The following is a 26,021-nucleotide window of genomic DNA, read 5'->3' on the forward strand; positions in this document are numbered from 1 at the left end:
TCGTCTGTGAATCAATGATGACGCGAAATGAGCCCGCCACTTTGAGGAAGCGCAAAGTCCGCGGTGATCACCGGCGTTCTACTGCTTCAACAGGGCATCTGCCGGCCGCGCCTTGAGAAAGCTCAAGGTCGTCCCCCTTGCCTTGTGTCAAGAACCTCCGAACCCCAGGTCGACACGCTCAGGTGACAGGCAGGACATGAGACCAGATCTTGCAGCATGCTACGGACAGGAGCGCCTCCCGCGCTACACCAGCTATCCCACGGCGCCTCATTTCTCCACCGCGGTCGGCCCGTCCACCTACGCAGAATGGCTGCGCGCGATACCAGCAAGCGCGACGGCATCGTTGTACCTGCACGTGCCCTTCTGTCGCTCGATGTGCTGGTATTGCGGCTGCAACACCATGGTCGCCAAACGCGACGAGCCGATTGCGGTCTACGAATCGGCACTACGTTGCGAGGTCGACATGGTGGCGCGCCAGATCGGCCGGCGGCTGCAGGTCGGGCACATTCATTTCGGCGGCGGCACGCCGACCATCATGGCGCCGGAGTCCTTCGTCGATCTCGTCGGATCGCTGCGCCATTCCTTTTTCGTGTTGCCATCGGCGGAGATCGCCATCGAGATTGATCCGCGCACGCTGACGGCGGAGATGATCGCGGCGCTGGGGGTGAGCGGGGTCAATCGCGCCAGCCTGGGCGTGCAGAGTTTCGATCCGCGGGTGCAGCAGGCCATCAACCGCGTGCAGAGCTTCGAGCAGACTGCGGCGGCCACGAACGGGTTGCGTCAGGCCGGCGTTGCCGGCATCAACTTCGACCTGATCTACGGACTGCCGCATCAGAGCGTCGAGTCCTGTCTCGACACCGTCCGGCGCGCCATCGACCTGCGCCCCGACCGGCTCTCCGTGTTCGGCTACGCTCATGTGCCATCGTTCAAGACGCACCAGCGCAAGATTCAGGACTCGGCGTTGCCGGACAGTCTGGAACGCTACGATCAGGCGTGCGCGATCGCTGACGCGCTGAAGGACGCAGGCTACGTCCAGATCGGGCTCGATCATTTCGCCTTGCCCACGGACCCGATGACCATCGCGTTCCGCGAAGGCCGGCTGCATCGTAATTTCCAGGGCTACACGACCGATACCAATGATCTGCTGCTCGGCTTCGGCGCCTCGGCGATCGGACAGCTGCCGCAAGGCTATGTCCAGAACGCGCCGCAGGTCCGGGCCTATGAGCAGAAGATCGCGTCCGGCAGCCTCGCGACCGTGAAAGGCTATGGACTGACCGATGACGACCGCCTGCGGGCGGACATCATCGAGCGCATCATGTGCGACTACGGCGTGGATCTCGACGTCATCTGCACCCGCCATGGCACGGACACCGACGACATGCTGAGATCGGCGCCGCGGCTGCAATCGCTGATCTCCGACGGTGTGGTGGAGCTCAACGGCGGTACGCTCGCGGTGACCGAGCATTCCCGGTTCCTGGTGCGCAGCGTCGCTGCGGCGTTCGATGCGCATCTCGACGCGTCGAAGCAGCTGCACAGCCGGGCGGTCTGACTGTCGAGGTGCCGCGGTGCTTGTGCCGCGACAAAGACCGCAAAGGGCATGCCCGCTACCGTTCGCGCTGGAATGGAGGCGCGCATGCCAATCTCCTTCGATGAACTGGTCGACGATGTCATGCGGCGAAGGCCGGAGACGATCGGCGTCTTTCTTGCTTTCCAGATGCGTTGCGTCGGTTGCCCGATCGCTTGTTTTCACAACGTCGCGGATGCCTGCCACGAGCATGGCGTCGATCCCGACGCGTTCCTCGCGGCCCTGTGTGCCTGCACGTGATCAGTTGCGGGATGCGGCCGCGTCGCCGGCGCCCTGCTGCGCCAGCAGCACGATCTTGTGCGGCTCGCGCAGGACGATCTTCTGACGGCCGCTTTCGACCAGGCCGAGCTGCTCCCAGCCGGAGAGGATGCGGCTCACCGTGTGCAGCGTCGTCCCGGTCATCTGCGCAATGTCCTGCCGGCTGATCGGGAAATCGATCTGCACGCCATGATCGAGCTTGCGGCCGGCCTGGTTGGCGAGCCGAAGCAGCGCATGCGCGATGCGCTGCTCCACCTGCTGCGTCGACATTTCGATCACGCGCGCGTGGGTTTCCTGCAGCCGCTGGCCGACCGTCTGCAGCGTGTTCGCCGCCAGCGATGGGAACTTCGCGACCAGCCGCGGCCATGAGGCGGACGGCCAGGCCAGCACGATGCTGTCATCGACGGCGGTCGCTGTCGCCGGATAATGTTGGAGTCCGATGGCGGGGGCGACGCCGAACGTGTCCCCTGGCACGACATAGCGCACCACGATCTGGTCGCCGGTGGGCGTCGTCTTGCTGGCGCGGACATGACCGTGGAGCAGCAGGAAGAACGAGGTCGCATCGGCGCCCTGCTCGAACACCGCGCCGTTGCGGGGGACGCGAAGGGAGCGGGCTTCCCGCAGCACGTCCGTGAGATCCTCAGCGGACAGCCCTGCAAACAGCGGCAGATGCGCGACCAGCGAACGGTCGATGGAAGCCATGATGTTCTCCGGGGCCGGATTCGGCTCAATTTTGCGGCGCTCAATAGCACGTTTTTGCGATCCGTCGGAAGTTTGTGCTGGCGCAAGCCATAGTGGGCGACGCGCAACTACATGTTAAGCACAGCGCCGCAATCGGTGCGGTTCCCGTCCTTCATCGAGCGAGCATGCACATGGCCATTCCACGCAACTATCAGGGCTGGACCGTCCTCGCCAACGGGTTCAGGCCGTTCTTTCTGCTCGGCGCGCTCCAGGCTGCGCTGGCGATCCTGATCTGGCTCCCGGCCTTTTACGGTGAGCTGAAGCTGAGTTCGGGCTTTGCCCCCCGAGACTGGCACGTGCACGAGATGCTCTACGGCTACCTGCCGGCCATCGTCACCGGCTTCCTGTTCACGGCGATTCCGAACTGGACCGGACGGCTGCCGATCCGGGGCCTGCCGCTGCTCACCCTGGTGCTCGTATGGACGGCCGGACGACTGGCCGTCACGGTGTCGGCGCTGGGTCCCTGGTGGGCCGCGCTGCTGATCGATGCGAGCTTCCTCGTGCTCGTCGTCCTGGCCGCGGCGCGCGAGATCGTCGCCGGGCGCAATTGGCGCAATCTGCCGGTGGTCGCGATCGTCACGGTGCTGTGCGCCGGCAACATCGCCTTCCACGTCGAGGCCCATCTGCGTGGCTCGGCCGATTACGCGATCCGCGTCGGCGTTGCCGTGATCGTGCTGCTGCTCGCGCTGATCGGCGGCCGCATCACGCCGAGCTTCACGCGCAACTGGCTGGTCAAGCACAATCCCGGCCGGCTGCCGGCGCCGTTCGGCCGCTTCGACATCGCGGTCGTGCTGTTCAGCGCGCTGAGCCTGCTCGGCTGGATCCTGGTTCCTGAGAGCGCGCCGACCGCGCTCGCGCTGGCTGCGGCCGGCATGTTGCATGTGGTGAGGCTCGCGCGCTGGGCCGGCGATCGCACCTTGCGCGAACGGCTGCTGGTCATCCTGCATGTCGGTTACATGTTCGTCCCGCTCGGCTTCCTGCTCACGGCGGCCGCCAGCCTCGGATGGATTCTGCCAAGCGCCGGGCTGCATGCCTGGATGGTCGGAGCCGCCGGCATCACGACGCTTTCCGTGATGACGCGGGCCACGCTCGGCCACACCGGCCAGGCGCTGACGGCCGCACCCGCGACCCAGGCGATCTATCTGGCGATCATCATCGCAGCGGTGACGCGGATCTGCGCCGCAGTGGCGCCGGCGCACGGCGAGGTGCTGCTGCACGTCGCGGCGTTGGCCTGGATCGTCGCATTCGCCGGCTTCGTCCTGGCGTTCGGTCCGCTTCTGCTCGGTCTCAAGCGTCGGTCACTGGCCGTGCGGCGGGCGGGATCGGCTCAGCCGGTGCTCTGATTGCGCGCCACGGCGCGGGGAAACACCACCTCGATCAACGTGCCGGATTTCGGCGCCGCCTTGATATGAAACTGCGCCCGGTTGGCTTCGACCAGCGCCTTGGTGAGCGACAGGCTGAGACCGGCGCCATCGGGGCCTTGCTCGGAAGCCGAGGGCGCACGGAACGGTTCGAGCGCGGCGGCCACCTCCTGATCGTTCAGGCCATGACCGGTGTCGCGCACGCGCAGCGCGACCTCGCCGAAATCGGTCAGCGCGGTCGAGACGATGACCTGGCCGCCGGGATTTGCCAGCGAGATCGAGGCCGAGATCAGGTTCATCGCGATCTGGCGCAGCGCCCTTGTGTCGGCGATGACCGGCGGCAGCAGTTGCGACAGCGAGGTGCGGATGATGATGCGGGCGCGGTTGGCCTGCGGCTGCATCACTGCGACACAGCTCTCCACCAGCTCGTTGAGGTTCTGGCTGGTGAAGGTGAGCTCAAGCTTGCCGGTCTCGATGCGCGACAGCTCCAAGAGATCGTCGATCAGGGAGACGACGCGCTCGCCCGAGGCGCGGATGTCCTTCATGTATTCGGCGTAGCGCGTGTTGCCGATCGTGCCGAAACGTTCGCCGATCATGACCTCGGCAAAGCCGATGATCGCGTTCAGCGGCGCGCGCACCTCGTGGCTGATCCGGGCCAGCATGTCGGCCTTGGCGTTGGCGGCCCGATCGGCCACGCGACGAGCCTGCAGCAATTCGCTGTCGCCGCGATGCAGTTGCGACAGGTCGCGGAAAACGGCAAAGAAATTCGGACCGTCGGGCCGGGTCCGGCCAATTGCCATCGACAACGGAATGACGCCGCCCTGAGCGACCTTCCCGAGCACCTCGCGGCCCTGATCGAGCCCGCTCGACGCGCCGGCCTGCTGCACGCTGTCGAGGTCATCGAGCACGAGGCGGGCGCTTTCCGGCGCGAACAGCTCGATCAGGTTACGGCGCACCAGCGCCGCGCCATCGTAGCCGAACAGCGCCTCGGCGCTGCGGTTGCAGGCGTGGATGTTGCCGCCGGCGTCGAACATCAGGATGCCCTCGGCTGTGACGTCGAGGATCGCCGCAAGATCTTCGGCTTCGGCGTGGCCGGCGGCCGGAGGCGGGGCCACGACCAGGGGGGCCGGTGCAGCCGAGGCCTGCGCCGACATCGGTGCGGCGTCGGCCGCCGTCGGAACCGCGGCTGCGGTTCCGGGCACCGGAGCGAAGATCAGGGCATGGGCGGTATCGCCGTCCCAGGTGATCGTGAACAGGCGAGCTTCCGCCTTCACCTCCTCGCTGGAGGAGCCGTCGGCGGCCGAGATCGTGACGGGGGTGCCGGCCTCCGACTTGTTCGACGCGGACGACACGCCTGGCTCGACATAGAGCGCATCGAGCCCGCCTGCCTGCTCCAGGGCCGCAAGATCGGCGTAGCCCATCTGCCTGAAGAAGGCCGGATTGCCATAGAGCAGACGATCGAGCCGGTAGATCAGCATGCCCGTCGGCAGCAGGTCGAGCAGGATGCGGTCGCGCTGGCTGTCGCCCTGGGCCGGCGGCTCCTCGGGGCTGAGCCATTCGGTCTGCAGCTCCGCGCCATGATCGGTCGCCGTTTCCGTCGCCGACGGAATCTGCTGCTGCGGCGGGACCAACGGATCGCTCACGCGCGATCCCGGCTCGAGTGCCGCACTCGCGACGCCCGCGGCTGAGTTGCGGATCTCGCCTTCGAGCCGGGCCGACAGCTGACGCGCGAGTTCATGGAACGCACTGTTCTCCACCGGCGTGAGCACCGGATGCTTGGACTCGCCCGGAGCGCGGAACGGGACCACGTTCCCGGTCGTTTCGAGCCCGATGCCGTCGATGTGGTGTACGTCCGGCGCAATGGAAGCCTCACGCGATGACGCAGTGACGTTGTCCTGCTGCGGCGGCACATCTGCGGCCTGCACATGGTCGGATTGCGCAGGTTCGGTTTCGTCGGCGTCCGGAGCATCGGTCGCGGCTGCATCGGTCGATGCGGGGCGACGCAGTGCGGCCAGCCGGTCCAGGGCGTCGAGGTCGCGACAGACGCCGAAGCCGCGATAGCCGGCATGGGTTCGTTCGTCCGTCAGGACAGGCAGTCCCGACAATTCGACCGCAAGCCGCTCGCCCTCGGCGGGCCAGCTGACGACGATTCCGCTCCAGGTCTCTTTCGTTTCGATCGCGGCACCGACCCGCCCTTCGGGATCGAGGCCTAGCGATGCAGTGAGCTCATGCCAGGGACGGCCGAGCTTGGCGGCGCTGTGCCGCCCGATCAGGCGGGTGAATTCATCGGAGCCGATCGAGAACCGTCCCTCGGCATCCATCTGCCAGGAAAATCGGAGCGGATGGCGGCGGCCGACTGAAGGGTCGGCCGCGCCGGAATCGGCAGGATGCGCGTGATCTTCCGTTTGCGGCGCCGACGCCTTGAACAGGTCGGCCTCGGCCGGATCGTCGATCAGCAGGAACTCGGCCGGCGCTTCGTTCGACAGCGCGGGGGATTCGTCTTCGGTTTGGCGTTCAGTCATTGCGTCCATCGGAAGAGGAGGCGAAGTCACGACCGCGGGCCCAGCGGGAACATCCACGGGGGCTGGTGATGCCGGGGCGGCATCCGCGGTTGGCTCAGGTATTGGCGCCGTGCCCGGCGCCTCGATCTCCTCGGCAGGGGCCGGCATCGGGACGGCCACCAGCCCGACCTGGTTGCCGCTGCCGATGCGGTAGAGCGCTGCGCGCTCCGTGCCGAACGTCACCTCGGCCATGCCATCGGCCAGCGCCGCCCTGCGTATCCCGACGAAATCCGGCTCGCTCAGGTCGCGCATGCCAAACAGGCGCCGTCCGGCTGAACTGATGCCGGCGAACTGACCGTCCTGGGTGAATGCGATCAGCGCATGCTCACTCGTCTCCACGAGCCGCTTCAGGCGATCCGCCAGGGGGAAGCTACGTCCACCCCCGTCGGTGCCGGTGATCAGCACCGCGCGCGTGCCATCCGGCAGATCGATCCGGGCGCAGCCGCAGGTCGCGAGCGTGCCGAGCGGCGCGCCGAAGCCACGGAGGCGTTCGAGCCGCAAGGCGCCGGTCTCGGGCAGCCGCCGTCCCAATTGAGCGACCTGGCGACGATGCGCGTCGGCAGGGCCGAGCGTCTTAGCAATCAGCGCCGCTGCGCTCGCCGCGCCGAGGGCGCGCGCCCCGGCCGCATTGGCCCACAGCACACGGCTGCCATCCGCCGACCATAGCCAGGCCGGCAGACTGCCGGCGGCGTGGACGGCCAGCCGGGGGTCGCTGAGGGCCTGCAATTCGAGATCGGCGTAGGTCATGGGCGACGACGGCAAACGGCTCTTGTGATGTTGATCGGCCGACGTTGATCGGCGGTCGGAACTGGTCGCGTTAAGAATTCGTTACTATCGCGCGTTTTGAGGGCCGAGGTCCACGGCGGGGCCGCGCTCCTGTCCTGCTAAAGCTTGGATAACCTTAATGTGTTCCTCGTGAGCCGCAGCGCGCGGAATCGCGGCGAACCCCCTGTTGGGGACCACGATGATACCTGGGCAGGTCGAGAGCTGCGCGGGCAACGGGACGGTCACCGCGAGGACGGGGCGCTAAGGGCGCCAGCCGATCGTGACGTCAGAAGGAGGGAACCATGACCGACGACGGGCGACGATTCGAGATTCCGAAAGACATGCGGGCGATGGCGGAGGCAGGCTTCAACCAGGCACGTCAGACGTTCGAGAAGTTCCTGGCTGGAGCGGAGGCGACGGCCGGCTCGCTCGAACACCGCAGCACGACGGTGCGGGCCGGGGCCAAGGACATCGGCGCCAAGGTCTTGTCCTACGCTGAAAAGAACGTCCAGTCGTCGCTCGACTACGCCCAATCGCTGGTGCACGCCAAGGACCTGCCCGAGGTGCTGCGGCTGCACGGCGAATTTGTTCAGGGCCAGATGCGGTTGCTCGCCGAGCAGGCAAGCGAAATGGGGCAGGCCATCGGCAAGGTTGCGATCGACGCCACAAGGCCTAAGGCCTGACGGAACGTTCTCCGCTCCCGAAAAATCTGGAAGCGGGTGCGGCAAACAGTTCCTGATAGTGGGATTTCCGTTGCGTTGCACAAAAGCGCCACGATATAGCTCTACGCGAGGTTGTTACCTCCCAGGGGCGGTTCCTCTGCGTGATCCGAAGTGACGTCCCGATTGCCGGGACGGTCCAGTCTCAATGTTTCGAAGGATGCATGCCATGACCAATGCCACCGATCCTTTCTCCGCGTCCATCATCCCGTTCGAGGTTCCCGAACAGGTGCGCGCGTTCGCCGAAAAAGGCGTGTCCCAGGCCCGCGAGAACTACGCCAAGTTCAAGGACGCAGCGGAAACCCACAATTCGGCCATCGAGGCCTTCTTCGCCAACGCCAGCAAGGGCGCCGGCGCCTACTCGTCCAAGGTCATGGAATTCACGAAGGCCAATACCACGGCTTCGCTCGACTTCGCCCAGGAGCTGTTCGGCGTGAAGTCGCCGTCGGAGGCGATGGAGCTGTGGACGGGCTTCGCGCGCAAGCAGTTCGAGACCTTGACGGCCCAGGCCAAGGAGCTCGGCGAGCTCGGCCAGAAGGTTGCGGCCGAGACGGTTGAGCCGATCAAGGAAAGCGCCACCAAGCTGTTCAAGACGGCGGCCTGAGGGCCAGCCTCAAGTCTCGCCGGGTGCGCGGTACGGGCCGTGTGCCGGCATGGACGGCGGGAGACCATGACCCGGGCGCGTTCGCGGCCGGGTTTGCTTTCTGGGGCTCGCCGTTTGCACGGGGCTCGTTCGGGCCGAAGCGGCGTCAAAAAACGCCGTCACGGCAGGGGACTTTATCCGTTCTCGGCCTTGCCAAATTCGCCCGTTGCACCTAGTTTCCGGCCCGTTCGGACGCCCCCTCGTGGGCCGTCCCATGCGGATGCAGTTGTAGCTCAGTTGGTTAGAGCGCCTGTCTGTGGAACAGGAGGTCGGTGGTTCGAGCCCACCCAACTGTACCATGGCCACGCCCATCGCTGTGCCGTTCGCAAGCTCACCTCCATCCGTGCTCCGCGCCCCATTGATCCTGCGCCGTGATTTGTAGCCCCGTCGCGACCTCTCGCGCAGGGCCGGGGCGTGGGGCGCAGAGCTTTGGTCGCGGAAGCCCGAGCCCCGTCTCCGTATTTCGACGGATATATCGCCGGATCGTGCGCTCGCTTGCGGTTTTGCTGCGCCGGATCGGTAGCACGGCGTGGCGCCGTTGCTTGCGAATCCGATCTCCTTCAATCACAGTTGGCGGCAACGAGGGGGAGGGGGCGATGAGAGGGATTGATCTCGATCCATGCATCTCTGCCGTACTGATCGCTATAGCCGCGCTGTTAGTCCCCGTAACTGCACGGGCCTATACCGCCGAGCAGGAGCAGGCGTGCACAGGCGATGCGTTCCGGCTTTGTAGTTCCGACATTCCCGATGTCGATCGTGTCACCGCCTGCATGGTCCGCCGCAAGGCCGAGCTGTCGCCGCCATGCCGCGCCCAATTCGGGCCGCCAGAGCGCCAGACAGCGTCATCGGGCCGCGCGGAGCGGCCGATGAGCATTCGTCCTGTCACCAGGAAGCCGGTCACTGCGCGCGCCGGCAAATCGAAGAAGTCGACGCGACCGGACGCGACCTGAGCGATGCCGATGGCCGCATTTGGCGGCACCGGGAATGATGGCGGTCCTCGACGCGCAGCCTCAACATGTAAATGCGATGGGGCATGACCGGATGTTGTCGAACATCGCGGCCTGATCTGCTGTTTTGCCTGCTTTGGTGTGACTCAAAAACCAATGCGTTTCGGCAATCAGGAGTTACGTCTTATCGATCGCTAAATTTATCTTCCGCGAATCAGTCCGCTGATTCATTTTCGCTGCCGGGGTCAATCTGGAGGCCAAGGTATGAACGTTATTGTTTTCGCATCGCGTAAGGGCGGTTCAGGCAAGAGCACCCTGGCCGCCCATCTCGCTGCGCAGATCAAGTCGAGCAAGTCTTGTCTGCTCATCGATGCCGACCCGCAGGGGTCGCTGACGCTTTGGCACAAGCTGCGCGGCACCAACGAGCCGCCGATCAAGACGGCCGTGAACTCGGTGAGCGCGATCGTGTCCGCCGCCCGCCGCGACGGCGTCGAATGGGTGCTGATCGATACGCCGCCGACCATCTCGGCCGTCGTCGAGGATGCGATCAAGAACGCCACCATGGTGATCATCCCGGCCCGCCCCGGCGTGTTCGACGTCAACGCGGTACAGGAGACGATCCAGACCTGCCGCGCCGCGCGCAAGCCCTACGCGGTCGTTCTCAATGGCGCGCCGGCGCGCCGCGACGATGCTGAGAGCCCGATCGTCACCATCGCCCGCGAGGCGCTGGCGAAGTTCAAGGCCCCGGTGTGGGGCGGCCAGATCACCAACCGCGCCGATCTGCTGATGGCGCTGGGCCAGGGTGAAGGCGTGCGGGAATATTATGCGGAGGGCCGGGCTGCGGCCGAGATCGCACGCCTCTGGGCTGCGATCGAGCGTTCGGTGCGGGCGATTCGCGGGACTGTGTCGGCCAACGGCGCCATGCACAAGCAGGCGGCCTGATCGCGGCATCAGATGAGGCATCGACGCGCGGTCTTCCGCGCGTTTTTTGCGTCGGGTCACACGATCTGGCGTGAGTGCCGACCTCGCGCCGCGCGCGAGGGCGCGGCGAGGTCAGGCAACCATCAGGAAATAGAAGGCGATTGCCGGCGTCAGGGTCAGGATGACGGACCAGATCCCGACCGCCCAGAGAATGTCTTCGACGCTGAACCCCTGGTGCTCAGGGTATGGATGATCCTGCAAAGCCACGACGCCCTCGCGCTCTTTGATGTTTTCAACATCCATAGCGGAACATCTTTAAACACGAGGTTGCGGACTGCGCCGCTTTTGATCGCGTTTGTTAGCTCGGATTAACCACGGAGATTCTGCTCCGGCTCCGCAGCGGCGGCGCGGCTCTGCCTGGCCGTTCCGATCGGGAAGGCAAGGCAGAGCCGGCGAATAGGTTGGGGCGTGCTCAGGCAACGCGGTTCTGCGTGGTCGTCGGCTGGCGCCGCTCGATCTGCTGATCCAGCCGTGCGGCGAGGTCGTCGCCAACCTCCACCATCGGCAGCCGCACTTCGGGGCTCGCAATGACGCCGGTGCGCGCCAGCCAGTACTTGGCCGGTGCGGGGCTCGGCTCGGTGAACAGCAGCCGCGTCAGATGCTCGACCTGCGCCCAGCACGCTGCTGCCGCGTCGTGACGGCCGGCCTTCACGTGCTGCAGGATTGCGACAAACGTCTCGGTCTCCAGATGTGCCGAGAGCAGGATGGCGCCGTCGGCACCGGCCTGCAGCGCATCGAAGCTCTGGGCGTCTTCGCCCGTCAGGATATGAAAGCCAGCGCGCCGGCGCGTGATCAGGTCGCGCGTCTGCGTGCGGTTGGCGCAGCAATCCTTGAGCCCAGCGATGGCGGGATGCTCGGCGAGCTGCAGCAACGTCTCGTTGTCGAGGCCGACCGCCGACCGATAGGGAATGTTGTAGAGCACGATCGGATGGGCGGCGCGGTCAGCCAACGCGGTGAAATGCGCCAGCAGGCCGCGCTGCGACGGACGCACGTAAGGCGGACTCGAGATCAGATAGAAGTCGATCGACCATGACGCGGTTCGGTCGAGCGCTTCGATCACCTCGGCCGTCGCCACGCCGCCGACACCGAGACAGATCGGCAGCGACCGGCCGGTGGTGTCGAGCTCGTCCCGGACCACGCTGATCAGACGGGCGCGCTCGTCCCACGACAGCGCCAGTCCTTCGCCTGACGTGGCACCGAGCACCAGTCCATCGATCCGCTTGGCGGCGTAGTGCCGAACCAGATTGCGTAAGGAGGGTTCGTCGAGCGCGCCATCGCGGAACGGCGTGATCAGGGGCAGCCAGAGGCCCTGCAGGCGGGTCGTAACGTCGGTCATGGTCCATCTCCTTGGGTTGGCAGGAGCCGGAGACGGGACACGCAAAAAAGCCCCGTCCTCGCGGCGGGGCTGGTGATGCGGCGGTGAATTCGAGAGATTCTAGCGCGCGCGTCCACATGTCCCCGGGAGGGGAGCTTTTTTCGACGACAACTTGGCGTGCGAAGACGTGGACATGCGATCTAGATGCGCGGTGCGGGCGATGCTGTCAACGCCGCATCGGGCACGACACGGAAACATTCGGCAAAAAAATAGCCGGGCCCAAATGAGCCCGGCTGGAGGTATTGGCCAAAGCGGCCGACACAATCACCTTCCAAGAGGGATTTCTGAACGTTCGCGCCACTGGAGGAGGGGGACAATGCGCAACGCCAACGCTCAGCACATCCTCAGTATGGGCTCTCGCATGGCGTCGCAGCAACCATGCAAGCCGCATGTCAGACATGCACAATCTCACGCCGGCCAGCGCTGCGCTTTGCTCACGACGAAGTCACGGAATACTTGAACGCGAGCGACCGTTTTCAATTCCTCGGGATAGACGAAGTAGGTGTCGAGCTGGATCGAATCCGACTCTCCGAACAATTGCACGAGACGGCTGTTTTCCTCGACGAGGTAGTCCGGCAGCGCGGCGATGCCGAGTCCTTGCTGGCAGGCGCGGACCAGGCCGAGAATGTTGTTGACCCTGAAATAGGCCTCGCGTGGACCGGAGCCGTTGCGGCCGGCATCGACCAGCCAGCTGCGGTTCTGGAGATGCGGCGCGACTTGGCCGTCGGCCAGCATGATGATGCGATGATCATCGAGCTCGTCGAGCGTGCGCGGCGTGCCGAAGCGCTTGACATATTCCGGTGAACAATAGGCGTGGAAGCTGATCGCGAACAGCTTGCGCTGGATCAGATCGGGCTGGGTCGGCTTGCGGGTGCGGATCGCCACGTCCGCCTCGCGCATCGACAGATCAAGCTCCTCGTCGGTGACGATCAACGAGATCCGGATCTCCGGATAGAGCGCGGTGAATTCTCCGAGTCGCGGGATCAACCAGTTGATGCCGACGCCCGGCGTGGTCGTGATCTTCAGGTCGCCGCTCGGGCGCTCGCGGCTGTCGGTGAGCTTGGCGCGCGCCGCCTGCAGCTGCATGAAGACGTCATGCGCGGTTCGGAACAGGAGGTCGCCTTGCTCCGTCAGGATCAGCCCGCGGGCGTGGCGGTGGAACAGCGAGACTGCGAGCTCCTGCTCGAGCGCGCTGACCTGGCGCGACACCGCCGATTGCGACAGCCCGAGCTGCTCCCCGGCATGCGTGAAGCTGCCTGCTTCCGCCGCTGCGTGAAACACCTTCAGCTTGTCCCAATCCATATCCGTAAATCCATCCCGTGATCGTGGCATCGTCAGTTCATTCCGCCGCGGCGCGTTCGCTCGCGGCGTGGGCGAGGAAGCGTTCGGCCTCGAGGGCGGCCATGCAGCCCATGCCGGCTGCGGTGATCGCCTGCCGATAGGTTTCATCGGCGACGTCGCCGGCTGCAAACACGCCGGGAACGGAGGTCGCGGTCGAGCCCGGCGCCACCTCGACGTAACCGGAAGGCTTCAGTTTCAGTTGCCCCGCGACCAGCTCGGTTGCCGGCGCGTGGCCGATTGCAACGAACACGCCATCGGCGGGCAGCTCGGTGAGCGCGCCGGTCTTGACGTTCTTGAGCCGGACATGCGTGACCTTGGATGGCGAGCTGGCGCCGCAGATCTCATCGAGGGCGCTGTCCCAGACGACCTTGATCTTGGGATGCTTGAACAGCCGCTCCTGCAGGATGCGCTCGGCGCGGAAATGGTCGCGCCGGTGCACGACGGTGACGGTCGACGCGAAATTGGTCAGGAACAGCGCTTCCTCGACCGCGGTGTTGCCGCCGCCGACGACGACGACTTCCTTGCCGCGATAGAAGAAGCCGTCACAGGTCGCGCAGGCCGAGACCCCGAAGCCCTTGAACGTTTCCTCCGACGGCAGCCCGAGCCAGCGCGCCTGGGCGCCGGTGGCCAGAATGACGGTCTCGGCGAGGTAGACGTCACCGGAGTCGCAGGTCAGGCGGAACGGACGCTGTCCCAGCTCCAGCTTGGTCACGAGGTCCGTCTTGATCTGGGCGCCGACATGCGTCGCCTGCTTTTCCATCTGCTCCATCAGCCAAGGGCCCTGGATGACGTCGGCAAATCCCGGATAGTTTTCCACGTCGGTGGTGATGGTGAGCTGGCCGCCTGGCTGGATGCCCTGGATCAGCACCGGCTCCAGCATAGCTCGTGCCGCGTAGATCGCCGCCGTATAGCCAGCAGGGCCGGAACCGATGATGACGACTTTGGCATGGATCGGAGCTTGCATGGGGCCGAAGACTCGCTGGAAAAGGGAGGATTACCGACGCAGCGAGCGGAATGCGCGGAAGAAACGCTCCGAAGCCCCATCGAAAATGTCAAATCCAAGTCTAAGCCATCTGGCAAGCTATGCAAGAATTGCAACGCATCTCGGCGAATTTTCCCTTCACGAGCCGGTCAACAGGGGAAATCTAAAGCAATAAAATTGCGTGGATTGACCGGCTTGCGCTAAGAGAGTTGCCCATCGTCGCCCGGCGCCCCTGCGCCTCCTCCTGTTCCGCCAGAGCCCACAATCCCCGTGTCCAAGAATCTTGATGAGATCGATCTCAAAATCCTGAGCGAAATTCAGGCCGACGGCAGGATCACCAATGTCGAGCTCGCCAAGCGGGTCGGCATCTCGCCGCCGCCTTGCTTGCGCCGCGTGCGGACCCTGGAGGAGGAAGGCTACATCACCGGCTACCGGGGCCTGCTCGACCCGCGCAAGCTCGGCTTCGACGTGACCGTGTTCGCCTCGGTCCACCTGTCGAGCCAGGCGGACGCCGACCTGAAGGCGTTCGAAGAGTTCGTGCGGTCCGAGCCGCTGGTGCGGGAATGTTGGATGCTGTCCGGCGAGGTGGACTTCATCCTGAAATGCGTGGCGCCGGACATGGCAACGTTTCAGGAGTTCGTGACCCACCTGACGGCGGCACCTCACGTGCGCAACGTGCGAACGTCCCTGGTGCTGCACAACTCGAAATACGAGGCGGCGGTGCCGCTCGAGGTCAAGGGACGCAGCTAGGCCCACCGCCATTCCGGGTTCGCCTCGTTCGAGGCGCCCCGGAATGACCGTGAGTGAAAGCCTACGCCTTCTTACGCAGCATCGCGTCGAGGCTGATCGGACCCCCGCCGGCCGTCGCCAGATAAAGGCATGAGAAGCAGAATGCGATTGCCGCGGTGCCGTTGTTCAGGAGCGGCAGCCACACCGGCTCACCTGTCTTGAACATGTGACCGAGGAAATAGGCGAAGGCCATCTGACCCGACAGAATGAACGCGACGGGCCGCGTGAGCAGACCCACCATCAGCAATCCGCCCAGCACGAGCTCGATCAGGCCGGCCGTATAGATGAGCGGCGGAATGTTTGCGAAATACGGAAGCACTGGAAACTTGAAGATCTTCGCCACGCCGTATTGAAACAACAACAGACCCGTGACGAAGCGAAACAGGCTGAGTACAGCCGGTTGCCATTTCGAGAACATCTGCTCCATGTCGATCATCCCCCAATCAAAGCCATCATGATGCGACGGACCGGACCCATCCTCCCGGCACGGCTCGTCGGTTCTGCACTAGCTCATTCCCGAAAGCCCGTCACCGGCGTGTGGCCTGGAGCCCGATGAATTGACCGTGTGCTGCCGAACGCCATTGTGCCGCAGTGCGGCCGGCCAAACGACGAAGGGCCGCGCCTTCGCGCAGCCCTGGTTTCGTCCGAACGGTCACAGGCACCGCTCCGGTGCCTCGGGTCCTCAGCGCCACTCGACCTTGGCGATCTCGTAGGACTTGGCGCCGCCGGGCGCCATGACCTCGACGGTAGTGCCCATCTTCTTGCCGATCAGCGCGCGCGCCAGCGGCGAGGTGATCGAGATCTTGCCCTTCTTGGCGTCCGCCTCGACCTCGCCGACGATCTGCCAGACCGTCTTCTTCTCGGTGTCCTCGTCGATCAGGGTCACCGTCGCGCCGAACTTGATCGTGTCGCCGGAGAGCTTGGTCACATCGATGATGTCGGCGCGCGCGAGCTTGTCCTCGAGCTCGGCGATGCGGCCCTCGTTGTGAGACTGCTCTTCCTTGGCGGCGTGATATTCCGCGTTCTCGGACAGGTCGCCATGCGAACGCGCTTCCGCGATATGTTCGATGATGCGCGGACGGTCCACCGATTGGCGCTGCTTGAGCTCGTTCTCCAACGCGGCGTAGCCCATCGAAGTCATGGGAACCTTTTCCACCATCTCTTCTCGTCCTTCAGTCGTGCGGGCGGGGGCGCGCACGATCAGCATCTTCAGAATAGGCCTTTGCGGCTCAAAGCAAAGCCTCAAGGCCCGGCAAGACCGTCCCGTCAAAGGCCGGTACAACATCGAACGGGGCGGCGAGTTCCTGAAAGCTTCTATTGCCGATTGTTGCCAACCGCTTAGCGGGCGTTCGCCCGCGCGCTGCGATTAGTTTTCGGAAAAGTAACTCTGCAGGGTGCGGACCTCAAGGTCTCCCCCGAGATAGGCACGGATGCCTTGCGCGGCCGCCACGGCACCCGAAAGAGTGGTGTAATACGGCACTTTATGCAAGAGGGCAGCGCGCCGCAGCGAGCGGCTGTCGGCCAGCGCCTGCGGGCCTTCGGTGGTGTTGAAGACCAGCTGGATGTCGCCGTTGGTGATGGCGTCCACGATGTGTGGCCGGCCTTCCAGCACCTTGTTGATCTTCTCGGTCGGCACGCCCTGGTCGGTCAGGAAGCGCTGGGTCCCGGAAGTCGCTACCACCTTGAAGCCGAGTTCGTGCAGCATCCGCACCACCTCGGTGATGCGCGCCTTGTCGCTTTCACGCACCGACACGAACACCGTGCCTTTGCGCGGCACGCGTGTGCCGCCCCCGAGCTGGCTCTTGGCGAACGCCACGGCGAACGAGCGGTCGATGCCCATCACCTCGCCGGTGGAGCGCATCTCCGGGCCGAGCACGGTGTCGACGCCGGGGAAGCGGGCGAACGGGAAGACTGATTCCTTCACCCCGACATGCTTGAGCGCGCGCTTGGTCAACCCGAAATCGGCGAGCTTCTCGCCCGCCATGATCCGGGCCGCAATCTTGGCGACCGGCGTGCCGACCACCTTGGCGACGAAGGGCACCGTGCGCGAGGCGCGCGGATTGACCTCGAGCACGTAGATCGTGCCGTCCTTGATCGCATATTGCACGTTCATCAGGCCGACGACGTCGAGCCCGAGCGCCAGCTCGCGGGTCTGCCGCTCCAGCTCGGCGATGGTCGCCTCGTCGAGCGAATGCGGCGGCAGCGAGCAGGCGGAATCGCCGGAATGGATGCCAGCCTCCTCGATGTGCTCCATGATGCCGACGATGAAGGTGTCCTTGCCGTCGGAAAGGCAGTCCACATCGATCTCGGTGGCGTCCGACAGGTAGCGGTCGAACAGCAGCGGGTTCTTGCCCAGCACCGTGTTGATCTGGCCGGTCTTGTCGTTGGGATAGCGCGCCTTGACGTCGGCCGGCACCAGCTCCGGCAGGGTGCCGAGCAGGTAGTCGCTGAGCTGGTTGTCCTCGCGGATGATCTGCATCGCGCGGCCGCCGAGCACATAGGATGGGCGCACCACCAGCGGCAGGCCGAGATCGGCCGCCACCAGGCGCGCCTGCTCGACCGAATAGGCGATGCCGTTCTTCGGCTGCTTCAGATGCAGCTTGTCGAGGATGCGCTTGAAGCGGTCGCGGTCCTCGGCCAGGTCGATGGCTTCCGGCGAGGTGCCGAGGATCGGTACCTCGGCGGCTTCGAGCGCGCGCGCGAGCTTCAGCGGCGTCTGGCCGCCGAACTGCACGATGACGCCATGCACGGTGCCGTTCTTTCGCTCGGTGGCGATGATCTCGAGCACGTCCTCGGCCGTCAGCGGCTCGAAATACAGCCGGTCGGCGGTGTCATAGTCAGTCGAGACCGTCTCCGGATTGCAGTTGACCATGATGGTCTCGTAGCCGGCATCGGCCAGCGCGAAACAGGCATGGCAGCAGCAATAGTCGAACTCGATGCCCTGGCCGATCCGGTTCGGACCGCCGCCGAGAATGATTACTTTCTTCTTGTCCGACGGCGCGCTCTCGTCGCCGAGAGCGCCGGCAAACGGCGTCTCATAGCTCGAATACATGTAGGCGGTCGGCGAAGCGAACTCCGCTGCGCAGGTGTCGATTCGCTTGAACGCCGGACGGACGCCGAGCGCCTGCCGCTTGGCGGCGACCTCGGCTTCGGTGGTGTTGGCGAGCACCGCGAGCCGCGCGTCGGAGAAGCCCATCGCCTTCAGCGTGCGCATGCCGCTGGCATTCGGCGGCAGGCCATGACGGCGAACCTTGTCCTCCATCTCGACGATGCCGCGCATCTGCGCCAGGAACCACGGATCGATCTTGCAGGAGTTGAAGATGTCCTCGTCCGACCAGCCGAGGCGCATCGCCTGCGCCACCTGGAGCAGGCGGTTCGGGGTCGGCGTGCCCAGGGCGGCGCGGATCGCATTCTTGTCATCGCCGCGGCCGAGCCCCTCGATGTCGATCTCGTCGAGGCCGGTGAGGCCCGTCTCCAGGCCGCGCAGCGCCTTTTGCAGGCTTTCCTGGAACGTGCGGCCGATCGCCATGACTTCGCCGACCGACTTCATCGAGGTCGTCAAGGTGGTCGAGGCGCCCGGGAATTTCTCGAAGGCAAAGCGGGGGATCTTGGTGACGACGTAGTCGATCGTCGGCTCGAACGAGGCCGGGGTCGCGCCGCCGGTGATGTCGTTGGCGATCTCGTCCAGCGTGTAGCCGACCGCGAGCTTGGCCGCGACCTTGGCGATCGGGAAGCCGGTCGCCTTGGAGGCCAAGGCCGAGGAGCGCGACACGCGCGGATTCATCTCGATCACGACCATGCGGCCGTCGGCCGGGTTGACGCCGAACTGCACGTTGGAGCCGCCGGTCTCGACGCCGATCTCGCGCAGCACCGCCAGCGAGGCGTCGCGCATGATCTGATATTCCTTGTCGGTCAGCGTCAACGCCGGCGCCACCGTGATCGAGTCGCCGGTGTGCACGCCCATCGGATCGAGGTTCTCGATCGAGCAGACGATGATGCAGTTGTCGTGTTTGTCGCGGACGACCTCCATCTCGTACTCCTTCCACCCGAGCACCGATTCCTCGATCAGCACTTCGTTGGTGGGGGAGGCATCGAGACCGCGCTCGATGATGTCGAGATACTCTTCCTTGTTGTAGGCGATGCCGCCACCGGTGCCGCCCATGGTGAAGGAGGGACGGATGATCGCGGGCAGGCCGATCTCGGACAGCGCCATCAGCGCCTGTCCCAGCGCATGCTCCTGATAGCGCTTGCGGCGCTCGTTCTCGCCGAGCGTCCATTGCCGGTCGAGCTCGTCGCGCGCGGCGCCCGACAGCGTCTCGCGCTCCGCCAAGTATTTGTCGCGATACTGCTTCTTCAGCGCCGACGCATTGGCGAGCCGCGACTTCGGGGTCTGCAGCCCGATCTTCTCCATCGCATTGCGGAACAGCTGGCGGTCCTCGGCCTTGTCGATCGCGTCAGCCGTCGCGCCGATCATTTCGACGTCGAACTTCTCCAGTGTCCCCTGCCGGCGCAGCGACAGCGCGCAGTTCAGCGCGGTCTGCCCGCCCATGGTCGGCAGCAGTGCGAAGCCGCCGGGGATGACGTGGCGTTCCTTCTCGATGATCTTGGCGACGATCTCCGGCGTGATTGGCTCGATATAGGTCGCATCGGCCAATTCCGGATCGGTCATGATCGTGGCCGGATTGGAATTGACGAGGACGACGCGATAGCCCTCCTCCTTCAGCGCCTTCACCGCCTGCGTACCGGAATAGTCGAATTCGCAGGCCTGGCCGATCACGATCGGACCGGCGCCAATGATCAGGATGGTCGAGATGTCGGTTCGTTTCGGCATTCAAGCTCACGGGCAAGAAACGGGCAGGAATTGGGCACAAAAAAAGGGCGCGCGTGCCGCGCGTCCCCGAAGGCCAAGGCGCGACCATTGCTCGCGCGCGAGCGGTCTTTAGACCAGTTTCCTCTGAGCGAAAAGGGTTTTGGGCCGAAATCAACGGCCAATTTGGCCGAAGAGGGTCTGAGGGGCACGGCGCCGTCGCTGGCTCGCCGAGCCGAAGCTGCGCAGCAGCGACGGCTGGAGGCCCGGCCTGGACTTGAACCAGGTTCAAGAGCGTTGCACCGCTCTTCGCGTCGTAGCTTCCGCCACCGGGCCGGGGGTGATCTTACCTCTCACGGCCGCGTGAGCCAGCCCGTGTTTCAGTTAACCCTAATCCGGTTGCTCGATGTTGGGCCACGGCGTGGGGTTGGTCGGCTCGGCCGGTCACACGGTTCCCATTGCCGGCTGCGCCACGAAGGTCATGCGCCAGGGATTGTGGCCGATATTCTTCGGCGCCCGGACGGCAGAGAGGCCGGCCTTCTTCAGCCGTGCCAGGATCTCGGCCTCGCTGTAGCGCTGCAGGCCGACCTTGGTCCGCAACTGCCGGTAATCGGACAGGGCAGTGGCGACCAGCCCGACCAGGGCATCCTTGAGGAAGCCGTCCCGCGCCGCGAACATCAGCAGCGCGAGCACGTCACGGCCCATGCCGACGTCCGGACGCAGGACGTCGCCGAGGACGAACTTTCCCGACGGCTTCAGCAGCCGCCTGATCACGGCCAGGGCTGCATCGAATTCCGCCTCGCTCATGTACTGGGCCACGGAGTTCATGACCACGAGGTCGATCGAGCCTTCCTGCATGTTGCGCAGCTCGTCCAGCGACCGCACGCGGATCTTGGTGTTGGGGGCGAAGCGCGCGATCAGCCGGCCGCGCACGCCCGGCGCCGGCTCGGCCAGGATGAGCGTCATGCAGGCGTCGGCGACCTTGGCGGCCGACAGGGCCTCTCCGCAGGAATAGTCGAGAACGACTGCGTCGGGCGAGGGAATATAGCCGACGATGTCGCGCGCGATCCCCTCGAAGTGCAGGTCGCGATGCAGCTTGCTCGCATAGATCGTGTGCGTGGAATCGTAATAATCGATCCAGTCGTCCATGGCGGGTTCCGGCAAACACAGTTCCTTGATCGGAACTGGAGGGGTCAGCGAGCGTTAACGGGTCCGATCATCCGTGTCCATCGCTGCTTCTAACAGGAAGGCCAAGCCGTGAGTAAAGCAAAGACCGACAAGACCGCCCCCGAGCTCGATACCCCGACCGATCTGTCCCCGGATGCCGTGAACAAGATCTCGACGGCATTGAACACGCTGCTTGCGGACGCCTTTGCGCTCTATCTGAAGACCAAGAACTTCCACTGGCACGTCAGCGGACGGCATTTCCATGACTACCACGAAATGCTCGACGAGCAGTCGGACGCGATCTTTGCCACCACGGACCAGCTCGCCGAGCGCGTGCGCAAGCTCGGTGGCACCACGCTGAAATCGATCAGCCAGATCAGCAAGCTGCAGACCATCAAGGACAACAACGAGGAGTATGTGCCGCCGCGCGAGATGTTGCGGGAGTTGATGGAGGACAACAAGCACGTCGCGGCTGCGATGCGGAAAGCGCACGGGCTGTGCGACGACAATGACGATCCCGCCACCGCGGGACTGCTGGAGACCTTCATCGACGAGACCGAGCGCCGCACTTGGTTCTTGTTCGAAGCCAGCCGCCAGGAAGGCAGCAACGCGGCGTAGGCGGGCCAGCGTCGAGTTGAGGTCCGGGCGCGCTGCGAGGACGTGGCGCGCCGGTCCGGCCTCGATGCCGGCCTCCGGCTCATACCATGCCAGGCTATGCGGAGTGGCCGAGTGCCGACCAGCTCCGATAGATCATGTAAGCCGCCACCACGAATACCACCGTGGCAAACACCTTGTTCAGGGTGCCGCGCGTACCGGACAGGCGAGCCGCCAGCTTCGCACCGACCAGGCCACCGGCGATGCCGGCGACGAGAAAGGTCGCCGCCAGCGCCCAGTCGACCAGTCCCGACAGCGCGTAGTTTGCTGCGGTCGTCAGTCCGAACGCCGTGACGGACACGAGCGAGGAGCCGATCGCGTAGAGGATCGGCATGCCCGTCGCAAACATCAGAGCCGGAACGATCAGGAAGCCGCCGCCGATGCCGAAGAAGCCGGACAGTGTTCCCGTGCCGAAACCGAATGCCAAGAGCGGCAACAGATTGTCGCGCGAAAGCTTGACGTCCAGCTGGCTGTTCGTGCCGCGCCTGCGCAGCATCAAGAGGCCGATCACGATCATGACCAGGGCGAACAGCAGCAGCAGCTTCTGACCGTCGACCATCTTGCCGAGCGTCGAGCCAGCGAAGGCGCCGACCACGCCCGTTGCAGCAAACACCAGCGCGCAAGGCCATTTGACGTTCCCGGAGCGGGCATGATTGGCGAGATTGGCCGCCGCGTTGATCGCTACGGCGACCGCGCTCGTGCCGATCGCGACGTGGGGATTGCCGACGCCTACCAGATACACCATGAGCGGCACGGCCAGCACCGATCCGCCCCCGCCGATCAGGCCGAGCGTGAATCCGACGAAAGAGCCCGACAGCGAGCCGAGCGCAAGCTGGGCAGCGGACAAGGTCATCCTGCGATGCTCCGGAGTGGCGTGCCGCGCCGGCGCCCGGCCGTTGCCAAATGGGAAAGCCGAGCCGCGACGTCTGCCGCGTGGTCGGTGGGGCGAGGGGTGTCCTAGAGTGCGTTGAGCGGGACTTTCAGGAAGCGCCGGCCGTCCTGATCGGGCGTCGGCAGCCGTCCCGCCTTCATGTTCACCTGCAGGGAGGGGATGATCAGCTTGGGCATGTCCAAGGTGCGGTCGCGCGCCTCGCGGGCGGCGACGAACTGATCCTCGGTGATGCCGTCGCGGACGTGGATGTTGTGCGCGCGCTGCTCGGCCACCGTCGTTTCCCAGCGGATGTCGCGGCCGTTTGGACCGTAGTCGTGGCACATGAACAGCCGCGTCGCGTCAGGCAACTCCAGCACCCGGCGGATCGAGCGATACAGCGTGCGGGCATCGCCGCCAGGAAAGTCGGCGCGTGCCGAGCCGCCGTCCGGCATGAATAGCGTGTCGCCGACGAAGGCGGCGTCTCCGATCACATGAGTCATGCAGGCCGGCGTGTGCCCCGGCGTATGCATGGCGAAGGCGGTGATTGCGCCGATCCGGTAGGTGTCGCCATCATGGAACAGGCGGTCGAACTGGCTGCCGTCGCGCTGAAACTCGGTGCCTTCGTTGAAGATCTTGCCGAACGTCTCCTGCACCATCCTGATGTTGGCGCCGATGCCGATCCTGCCGCCCAGCCTTGACTGGATGTAGGGCGCCGCCGACAGATGGTCGGCATGGACATGGGTCTCGATCAGCCAGTCCAGTTGCCAGCCGCGATCCTCGATCAGGCGAATGATCTCGTCGGCCGAATGCGGTGCGATGCGCCCCGATGCATAGTCGATGTCCATGACCGAATCGATCACCGCGCAGGCCCGCGAGCCTGGGTCCTTGACCACATAGCTGACGGTGTTGGTGGCGCGATCGAAGAACGGTGTGACCTCGGGTTTCACTGACAGGTCGACCGGATGAGGAATGCCGGACATTCAAGCCTCCCTCATTCTGAAGCGACTGCGGCGAGCGAGGGCCGGCGGCTCGCGAGCATGCGGGCTGCGGCCATTCCGATCATCATGGCCGTGACGAACAGGACGATGGCAGGCGAGCCGTAGCCGAGCGCCACGAAGGCCGGGCCCGGGCAGATGCCGGCGAGGCCCCAGCCGATGCCGAAGATCGCAGGGCCGGTTGCGATCCGCCAATCCAGCGTCTGAAAGGATGGCAGGTGGAATTGGTCACCGAGGACGGGACGCCGGCGCCGGAAAACCAGTCGGAAGCCGGCGAAGGTGACCCCCACCGCTCCAGCCATCACGAGGATCAGGCTCGGATCCCAGCCGCCGAAGCGGATCGCCGCGAAATCGAGGAAGTTGAGCACCTTCTCTGGATTGGACATGCCCGAGAGCAGCAGCCCGAGTCCGAAGATGAGGCCGACGGTGAACTGGACGAAAATGATCATGGTGCCTCACAGCACGTGGCGAACGAGGAAGGTGGTCGCGACCGCGGTGGCCATGAACACCAGCGTGGCGACGATCGAGCGCGGCGAGAGGCTGGCGATGCCGCAGACGCCATGACCCGAGGTGCAGCCGTTGCCCCAGACCGCCCCGAAGCCGACCAGCAGCCCGGCTGCAACCATATCGATCGGACCGACCTCCAGCTTCAGCGGCGGCAGGCTCCCGCTGACGATGCGGACTGCAAGGGCGGCGGCGACCAGCCCTCCTATGAAGGCGAGCCGGCCAGCGAGCGCACCGTCCCAGGGTGGCAACAGCCGCGCGGCGATGCCGCTGACGCCGGCAATACGGCCGGTCAGGCCCATCAGCATGACGGCTGCAGCGCCGATGAGGGCGCCGCCTGCGAGCGCCGTGACCGCTGTATACTCCGTGATCATATCGTCCTTGATTCCTCGTCGGGGGCATGTTGCAATCGGCTATCATGTGCATTATTTCATATATACGAAAATGAAGAAGTAACAATCATGACAACACAGGCCAGGCGCAAAACCCGTGAGGCCATGGTGGCGGCGCTCGACGACAAGGCGGAGGAGGCGGCGGGCCTGCTCGCTGCCATGGCGAATTCGAAGCGCCTCATGGTGCTCTGCAACCTCATCGACGGCGAGCGCGCGGTCGGCGATCTCGCCGAACAGGTCGGGTTGCGACAGGCGGCGCTGTCTCAGCATCTCGCGAAGATGCGCGCGCTCGATCTCGTCGCCACCCGGCGCGATGGCCAGACCATCTACTATCGGCTGGCGAGCCGGGAGGTCCGCGAGATCCTGCAGACGCTGTATCGGCTGTATTGCGCCTGATCAGCGCGCCTGGTGCCACAGGCGCGTGAGCGGGCCGCCCGCGCCGAGCACAGGATCGGTCGCGGGCAGCGGCACCTCCGGAATGGTTTTCGATGCGCGGGCGTGGTTCTCCGGCGTCGGCCGCGTGATCTGCATCTTCGGTCCGGGCGGATAGGCGCCGACGATGCAGAAATCGCTGCTGGCAGCGATGCATTGATGTCCAGTGCCGGCCGGCAGGATGGCGACGTCGCCCGGCCTGAGCTCCAGCTCCCGGCCCTGATCGCCGCCGAAGCGGACCCGCGCCGTTCCGGCGGCGACACCCAGCGCCTCGTGCACGGTCGCATGATAGTGCAGATAGTCGTAGACGCCGTTGCGCCACATGTCGCCCCAGCCATTGGCCGCGAACACGCGCTCGATGTCGGCCGCCGGATCGGCGCCACCCAGATCGATGACGGCCTTGTAGACCAGGAACGGCATCGGATTATTGGGCACCAGGCCGTCATCCGCGAACACGATGCTGAGCGACTTGACGCGGGGCGAGGGGGCGGCAGGCATGGCGACCTCGGAACAAAGGATGGGGCCTCACCCTATCAACCGGCCTGCGCGGTAGCCGTTCCAGGCTCACGCCTTGGGCAGCTCGAGCACCAGGCAAGTCGTGGTGGCGTGCGCCAGCAGGCGCCCTTGCGAATCGGCGATGCGTGCCTCGGCGATGCGTGCCTCGGCGGTCGCGGCGCGGCGTCCGAACGACAGCGTCCTGCCCTCCGTTCTCACGATGCCGGTGGTCTCGGTCATTGCCTTGATGAAGGAGACCTTGAATTCCAGCGTGGTGTAACCGCTGCCCTGCGGGCACATCGTGGGACGGCGAGCCCCATCGCGGAATCCAGCAGGATCGCGGTGTAGCCGCCATGCACCGAGCAGATCGGATTGTAGTGCCGCAAGGCCGGCACGCTGTGCATGACGACCCGGCCGGGCTCGGCGCTGCAGTCGAACGGCGCGACGGTCTGCATGATCGGGGCTGCGGCAAGGTCCCGGCGAAGATGCCGCGCACGAAATCGAGCCCGGGCATCGAGGCCAGTACCGCCAGGGGCACCACGCCGAATTCAGCGCGCGAATCCGTCTCGCTCATATTGTCGATCTACAATATATGATGATCATCATATGAATGCGGTGCGAAAAGATCGAGGGCAAAACAGATGCCGGCGATCACA

Annotated in this window: 25 protein-coding genes, 2 tRNA genes and 1 pseudogene; 11 read left to right on the forward strand and 17 right to left on the reverse strand. The window is 65.2% G+C overall.

All coding sequences use genetic code 11. The features are described from left to right. The first annotated feature begins 196 nt into the window (after positions 1–196). Both hemN and QW863_RS29670 read left to right on the forward strand, forming a co-directional pair. Positions 197–1,549 (forward strand): oxygen-independent coproporphyrinogen III oxidase, encoded by a 1,353-nt coding sequence (gene hemN / locus QW863_RS29665; protein ID WP_315717533.1) that lies wholly within the window; start codon positions 197–199, stop codon positions 1,547–1,549. A gap of 84 nt (positions 1,550–1,633) precedes the next feature. Then, a complete protein-coding gene (locus tag QW863_RS29670; RefSeq protein ID WP_315717532.1) occupies positions 1,634–1,825 on the forward strand; it encodes a DUF1858 domain-containing protein in 192 nt (63 codons plus the stop codon). Here the strand turns inward: QW863_RS29670 and QW863_RS29675 are convergent, their stop codons facing one another. Beyond that, positions 1,826–2,545, reverse strand: coding sequence for a Crp/Fnr family transcriptional regulator (locus QW863_RS29675; RefSeq protein WP_315717531.1), 720 nt, complete (start codon positions 2,543–2,545; stop codon positions 1,826–1,828). 170 nt (positions 2,546–2,715) lie between these two features. On the opposite strand from QW863_RS29675, the gene QW863_RS29680 reads away from it, so the two are divergent. Then, entirely contained in the window at positions 2,716–3,927 is a 1,212-nt protein-coding gene (locus QW863_RS29680) for an NnrS family protein (protein ID WP_315717530.1), read from the forward strand. Here QW863_RS29680 and QW863_RS29685 read toward each other — a convergent pair. Next, positions 3,912–7,253 carry a PAS domain-containing sensor histidine kinase gene (locus QW863_RS29685; protein ID WP_315717529.1) on the reverse strand — a complete coding sequence of 1,114 codons (3,342 nt, stop codon included), beginning with the start codon at positions 7,251–7,253 and terminating at the stop codon, positions 3,912–3,914. The genes QW863_RS29680 and QW863_RS29685 overlap by 16 nt on opposite strands. Positions 7,254–7,573: 320 nt before the next feature. Between QW863_RS29685 and QW863_RS29690 the strand changes: the two genes are divergently transcribed. The 5 genes from QW863_RS29690 (at position 7,574) to QW863_RS29710 (ending at position 10,522) form a co-directional block, all read left to right on the forward strand. Continuing rightward, positions 7,574–7,954, forward strand: a complete 381-nt coding sequence (locus QW863_RS29690; protein WP_315717528.1) for a phasin family protein — start codon at positions 7,574–7,576, stop codon at positions 7,952–7,954. Positions 7,955–8,159: 205 nt separating this feature from the next. Further along, positions 8,160–8,594, forward strand: a complete 435-nt coding sequence (locus QW863_RS29695) for a phasin (RefSeq protein ID WP_315717527.1) — start codon at positions 8,160–8,162, stop codon at positions 8,592–8,594. Between the two features lie 261 nt (positions 8,595–8,855). Then, a tRNA-His gene (locus tag QW863_RS29700) sits at positions 8,856–8,932 on the forward strand. Positions 8,933–9,229: 297 nt separating this feature from the next. Next, the gene (locus tag QW863_RS29705) at positions 9,230–9,583 is read left to right on the forward strand and encodes a hypothetical protein (protein ID WP_315717526.1); all 354 of its coding nucleotides are present in this window, start codon (positions 9,230–9,232) and stop codon (positions 9,581–9,583) included. 261 nt (positions 9,584–9,844) lie between these two features. Further along, complete coding sequence (locus QW863_RS29710) at positions 9,845–10,522, forward strand: ParA family protein (protein WP_231327589.1); 678 nt, start codon at positions 9,845–9,847, stop codon at positions 10,520–10,522. A 111-nt stretch (positions 10,523–10,633) separates the two neighbouring features. Here QW863_RS29710 and QW863_RS29715 read toward each other — a convergent pair whose 3' ends face one another. From QW863_RS29715 to trxB, 4 genes are all read right to left on the reverse strand, one after another. Then, entirely contained in the window at positions 10,634–10,804 is a 171-nt protein-coding gene (locus tag QW863_RS29715; RefSeq protein WP_315717524.1) for a hypothetical protein, read from the reverse strand. A gap of 169 nt (positions 10,805–10,973) precedes the next feature. Continuing rightward, positions 10,974–11,897 carry a 4-hydroxy-tetrahydrodipicolinate synthase gene (gene dapA, locus QW863_RS29720; RefSeq protein ID WP_315717523.1) on the reverse strand — a complete coding sequence of 308 codons (924 nt, stop codon included), beginning with the start codon at positions 11,895–11,897 and terminating at the stop codon, positions 10,974–10,976. A 447-nt stretch (positions 11,898–12,344) separates the two neighbouring features. After that, positions 12,345–13,268 carry a LysR family transcriptional regulator gene (locus QW863_RS29725; protein ID WP_315717522.1) on the reverse strand — a complete coding sequence of 308 codons (924 nt, stop codon included), beginning with the start codon at positions 13,266–13,268 and terminating at the stop codon, positions 12,345–12,347. A 7-nt stretch (positions 13,269–13,275) separates the two neighbouring features. Beyond that, entirely contained in the window at positions 13,276–14,241 is a 966-nt protein-coding gene (trxB, locus tag QW863_RS29730; protein WP_315717521.1) for a thioredoxin-disulfide reductase, read from the reverse strand. 288 nt (positions 14,242–14,529) lie between these two features. Here trxB and QW863_RS29735 point away from each other — a divergent pair, with 288 nt between their 5' ends. Continuing rightward, positions 14,530–15,009: an Lrp/AsnC family transcriptional regulator gene (locus QW863_RS29735; RefSeq protein WP_015664493.1), complete on the forward strand. Its 480-nt coding sequence runs from the start codon at positions 14,530–14,532 to the stop codon at positions 15,007–15,009. Positions 15,010–15,070: 61 nt separating this feature from the next. On the opposite strand, the gene QW863_RS29740 is transcribed toward QW863_RS29735, so the two are convergent. From QW863_RS29740 to QW863_RS29760, 5 genes are all read right to left on the reverse strand, one after another. After that, complete coding sequence (locus QW863_RS29740; protein WP_315717520.1) at positions 15,071–15,475, reverse strand: DoxX family protein; 405 nt, start codon at positions 15,473–15,475, stop codon at positions 15,071–15,073. A gap of 255 nt (positions 15,476–15,730) precedes the next feature. After that, positions 15,731–16,207 carry a transcription elongation factor GreA gene (gene greA, locus QW863_RS29745; protein WP_315717519.1) on the reverse strand — a complete coding sequence of 159 codons (477 nt, stop codon included), beginning with the start codon at positions 16,205–16,207 and terminating at the stop codon, positions 15,731–15,733. Between the two features lie 207 nt (positions 16,208–16,414). After that, positions 16,415–19,879: a carbamoyl-phosphate synthase large subunit gene (gene carB / locus QW863_RS29750; RefSeq protein WP_315717518.1), complete on the reverse strand. Its 3,465-nt coding sequence runs from the start codon at positions 19,877–19,879 to the stop codon at positions 16,415–16,417. 235 nt (positions 19,880–20,114) lie between these two features. After that, a tRNA-OTHER gene (locus tag QW863_RS29755) sits at positions 20,115–20,191 on the reverse strand. 108 nt (positions 20,192–20,299) lie between these two features. Then, a complete protein-coding gene (locus QW863_RS29760) occupies positions 20,300–21,004 on the reverse strand; it encodes a class I SAM-dependent methyltransferase (RefSeq protein ID WP_315717517.1) in 705 nt (234 codons plus the stop codon). A 108-nt stretch (positions 21,005–21,112) separates the two neighbouring features. Here QW863_RS29760 and QW863_RS29765 point away from each other — a divergent pair, with 108 nt between their 5' ends. Next, positions 21,113–21,640 carry a DNA starvation/stationary phase protection protein gene (locus tag QW863_RS29765; protein ID WP_315717516.1) on the forward strand — a complete coding sequence of 176 codons (528 nt, stop codon included), beginning with the start codon at positions 21,113–21,115 and terminating at the stop codon, positions 21,638–21,640. Between the two features lie 94 nt (positions 21,641–21,734). Here the strand turns inward: QW863_RS29765 and QW863_RS29770 are convergent, their stop codons facing one another. The 4 genes from QW863_RS29770 to QW863_RS29785 form a co-directional block, all read right to left on the reverse strand. Next, positions 21,735–22,529 (reverse strand): sulfite exporter TauE/SafE family protein, encoded by a 795-nt coding sequence (locus QW863_RS29770; RefSeq protein ID WP_315717515.1) that lies wholly within the window; start codon positions 22,527–22,529, stop codon positions 21,735–21,737. A 104-nt stretch (positions 22,530–22,633) separates the two neighbouring features. Then, on the reverse strand, positions 22,634–23,527 hold the full coding sequence (locus tag QW863_RS29775; protein ID WP_315717514.1) for an MBL fold metallo-hydrolase: 894 nt from the start codon (positions 23,525–23,527) through the stop codon (positions 22,634–22,636). An 11-nt stretch (positions 23,528–23,538) separates the two neighbouring features. Then, positions 23,539–23,991, reverse strand: a complete 453-nt coding sequence (locus QW863_RS29780) for a DUF6691 family protein (protein WP_315717513.1) — start codon at positions 23,989–23,991, stop codon at positions 23,539–23,541. A 6-nt stretch (positions 23,992–23,997) separates the two neighbouring features. Further along, on the reverse strand, positions 23,998–24,420 hold the full coding sequence (locus QW863_RS29785; RefSeq protein WP_315717512.1) for a YeeE/YedE family protein: 423 nt from the start codon (positions 24,418–24,420) through the stop codon (positions 23,998–24,000). Between the two features lie 87 nt (positions 24,421–24,507). Here QW863_RS29785 and QW863_RS29790 point away from each other — a divergent pair, with 87 nt between their 5' ends. After that, positions 24,508–24,834, forward strand: coding sequence for a metalloregulator ArsR/SmtB family transcription factor (locus tag QW863_RS29790; protein ID WP_315717511.1), 327 nt, complete (start codon positions 24,508–24,510; stop codon positions 24,832–24,834). Here the strand turns inward: QW863_RS29790 and QW863_RS29795 are convergent, their stop codons facing one another. Beyond that, a complete protein-coding gene (locus tag QW863_RS29795) occupies positions 24,835–25,368 on the reverse strand; it encodes a cupin domain-containing protein (protein WP_315717510.1) in 534 nt (177 codons plus the stop codon). A gap of 66 nt (positions 25,369–25,434) precedes the next feature. Beyond that, positions 25,435–25,939: pseudogene (locus QW863_RS29800) on the reverse strand (PaaI family thioesterase). Positions 25,940–26,021: the final 82 nt, after the last annotated feature.

It is taken from the genome of Bradyrhizobium sp. SZCCHNR1017 (assembly GCF_032381375.1).
Taxonomy (GTDB): domain Bacteria; phylum Pseudomonadota; class Alphaproteobacteria; order Rhizobiales; family Xanthobacteraceae; genus Bradyrhizobium.

Bases quoted from the DNA above. Each gene is read 5' to 3' on its own strand.
- QW863_RS29690 (WP_315717528.1), top strand. From the start codon at position 7,574: ATGACCGACGACGGGCGACGATTCGAGATTCCGAAAGACATGCGGGCG.
- dapA (WP_315717523.1), bottom strand. From the start codon at position 11,897: ATGACCGACGTTACGACCCGCCTGCAGGGCCTCTGGCTGCCCCTGATC.
- QW863_RS29785 (WP_315717512.1), bottom strand. From the start codon at position 24,420: ATGATCACGGAGTATACAGCGGTCACGGCGCTCGCAGGCGGCGCCCTC.
- QW863_RS29705 (WP_315717526.1), top strand. From the start codon at position 9,230: ATGAGAGGGATTGATCTCGATCCATGCATCTCTGCCGTACTGATCGCT.
- QW863_RS29760 (WP_315717517.1), bottom strand. From the start codon at position 21,004: ATGGACGACTGGATCGATTATTACGATTCCACGCACACGATCTATGCG.
- greA (WP_315717519.1), bottom strand. From the start codon at position 16,207: ATGGTGGAAAAGGTTCCCATGACTTCGATGGGCTACGCCGCGTTGGAG.
- QW863_RS29790 (WP_315717511.1), top strand. From the start codon at position 24,508: ATGACAACACAGGCCAGGCGCAAAACCCGTGAGGCCATGGTGGCGGCG.
- QW863_RS29695 (WP_315717527.1), top strand. From the start codon at position 8,160: ATGACCAATGCCACCGATCCTTTCTCCGCGTCCATCATCCCGTTCGAG.
- trxB (WP_315717521.1), bottom strand. From the start codon at position 14,241: ATGCAAGCTCCGATCCATGCCAAAGTCGTCATCATCGGTTCCGGCCCT.
- QW863_RS29775 (WP_315717514.1), bottom strand. From the start codon at position 23,527: ATGTCCGGCATTCCTCATCCGGTCGACCTGTCAGTGAAACCCGAGGTC.
- carB (WP_315717518.1), bottom strand. From the start codon at position 19,879: ATGCCGAAACGAACCGACATCTCGACCATCCTGATCATTGGCGCCGGT.
- QW863_RS29795 (WP_315717510.1), bottom strand. From the start codon at position 25,368: ATGCCTGCCGCCCCCTCGCCCCGCGTCAAGTCGCTCAGCATCGTGTTC.
- QW863_RS29740 (WP_315717520.1), bottom strand. From the start codon at position 15,475: ATGGAGCAGATGTTCTCGAAATGGCAACCGGCTGTACTCAGCCTGTTT.
- QW863_RS29725 (WP_315717522.1), bottom strand. From the start codon at position 13,268: ATGCCACGATCACGGGATGGATTTACGGATATGGATTGGGACAAGCTG.
- QW863_RS29770 (WP_315717515.1), bottom strand. From the start codon at position 22,529: ATGACCTTGTCCGCTGCCCAGCTTGCGCTCGGCTCGCTGTCGGGCTCT.
- QW863_RS29710 (WP_231327589.1), top strand. From the start codon at position 9,845: ATGAACGTTATTGTTTTCGCATCGCGTAAGGGCGGTTCAGGCAAGAGC.
- QW863_RS29780 (WP_315717513.1), bottom strand. From the start codon at position 23,991: ATGATCATTTTCGTCCAGTTCACCGTCGGCCTCATCTTCGGACTCGGG.
- hemN (WP_315717533.1), top strand. From the start codon at position 197: ATGAGACCAGATCTTGCAGCATGCTACGGACAGGAGCGCCTCCCGCGC.
- QW863_RS29680 (WP_315717530.1), top strand. From the start codon at position 2,716: ATGGCCATTCCACGCAACTATCAGGGCTGGACCGTCCTCGCCAACGGG.
- QW863_RS29685 (WP_315717529.1), bottom strand. From the start codon at position 7,253: ATGACCTACGCCGATCTCGAATTGCAGGCCCTCAGCGACCCCCGGCTG.
- QW863_RS29715 (WP_315717524.1), bottom strand. From the start codon at position 10,804: ATGGATGTTGAAAACATCAAAGAGCGCGAGGGCGTCGTGGCTTTGCAG.
- QW863_RS29675 (WP_315717531.1), bottom strand. From the start codon at position 2,545: ATGGCTTCCATCGACCGTTCGCTGGTCGCGCATCTGCCGCTGTTTGCA.
- QW863_RS29670 (WP_315717532.1), top strand. From the start codon at position 1,634: ATGCCAATCTCCTTCGATGAACTGGTCGACGATGTCATGCGGCGAAGG.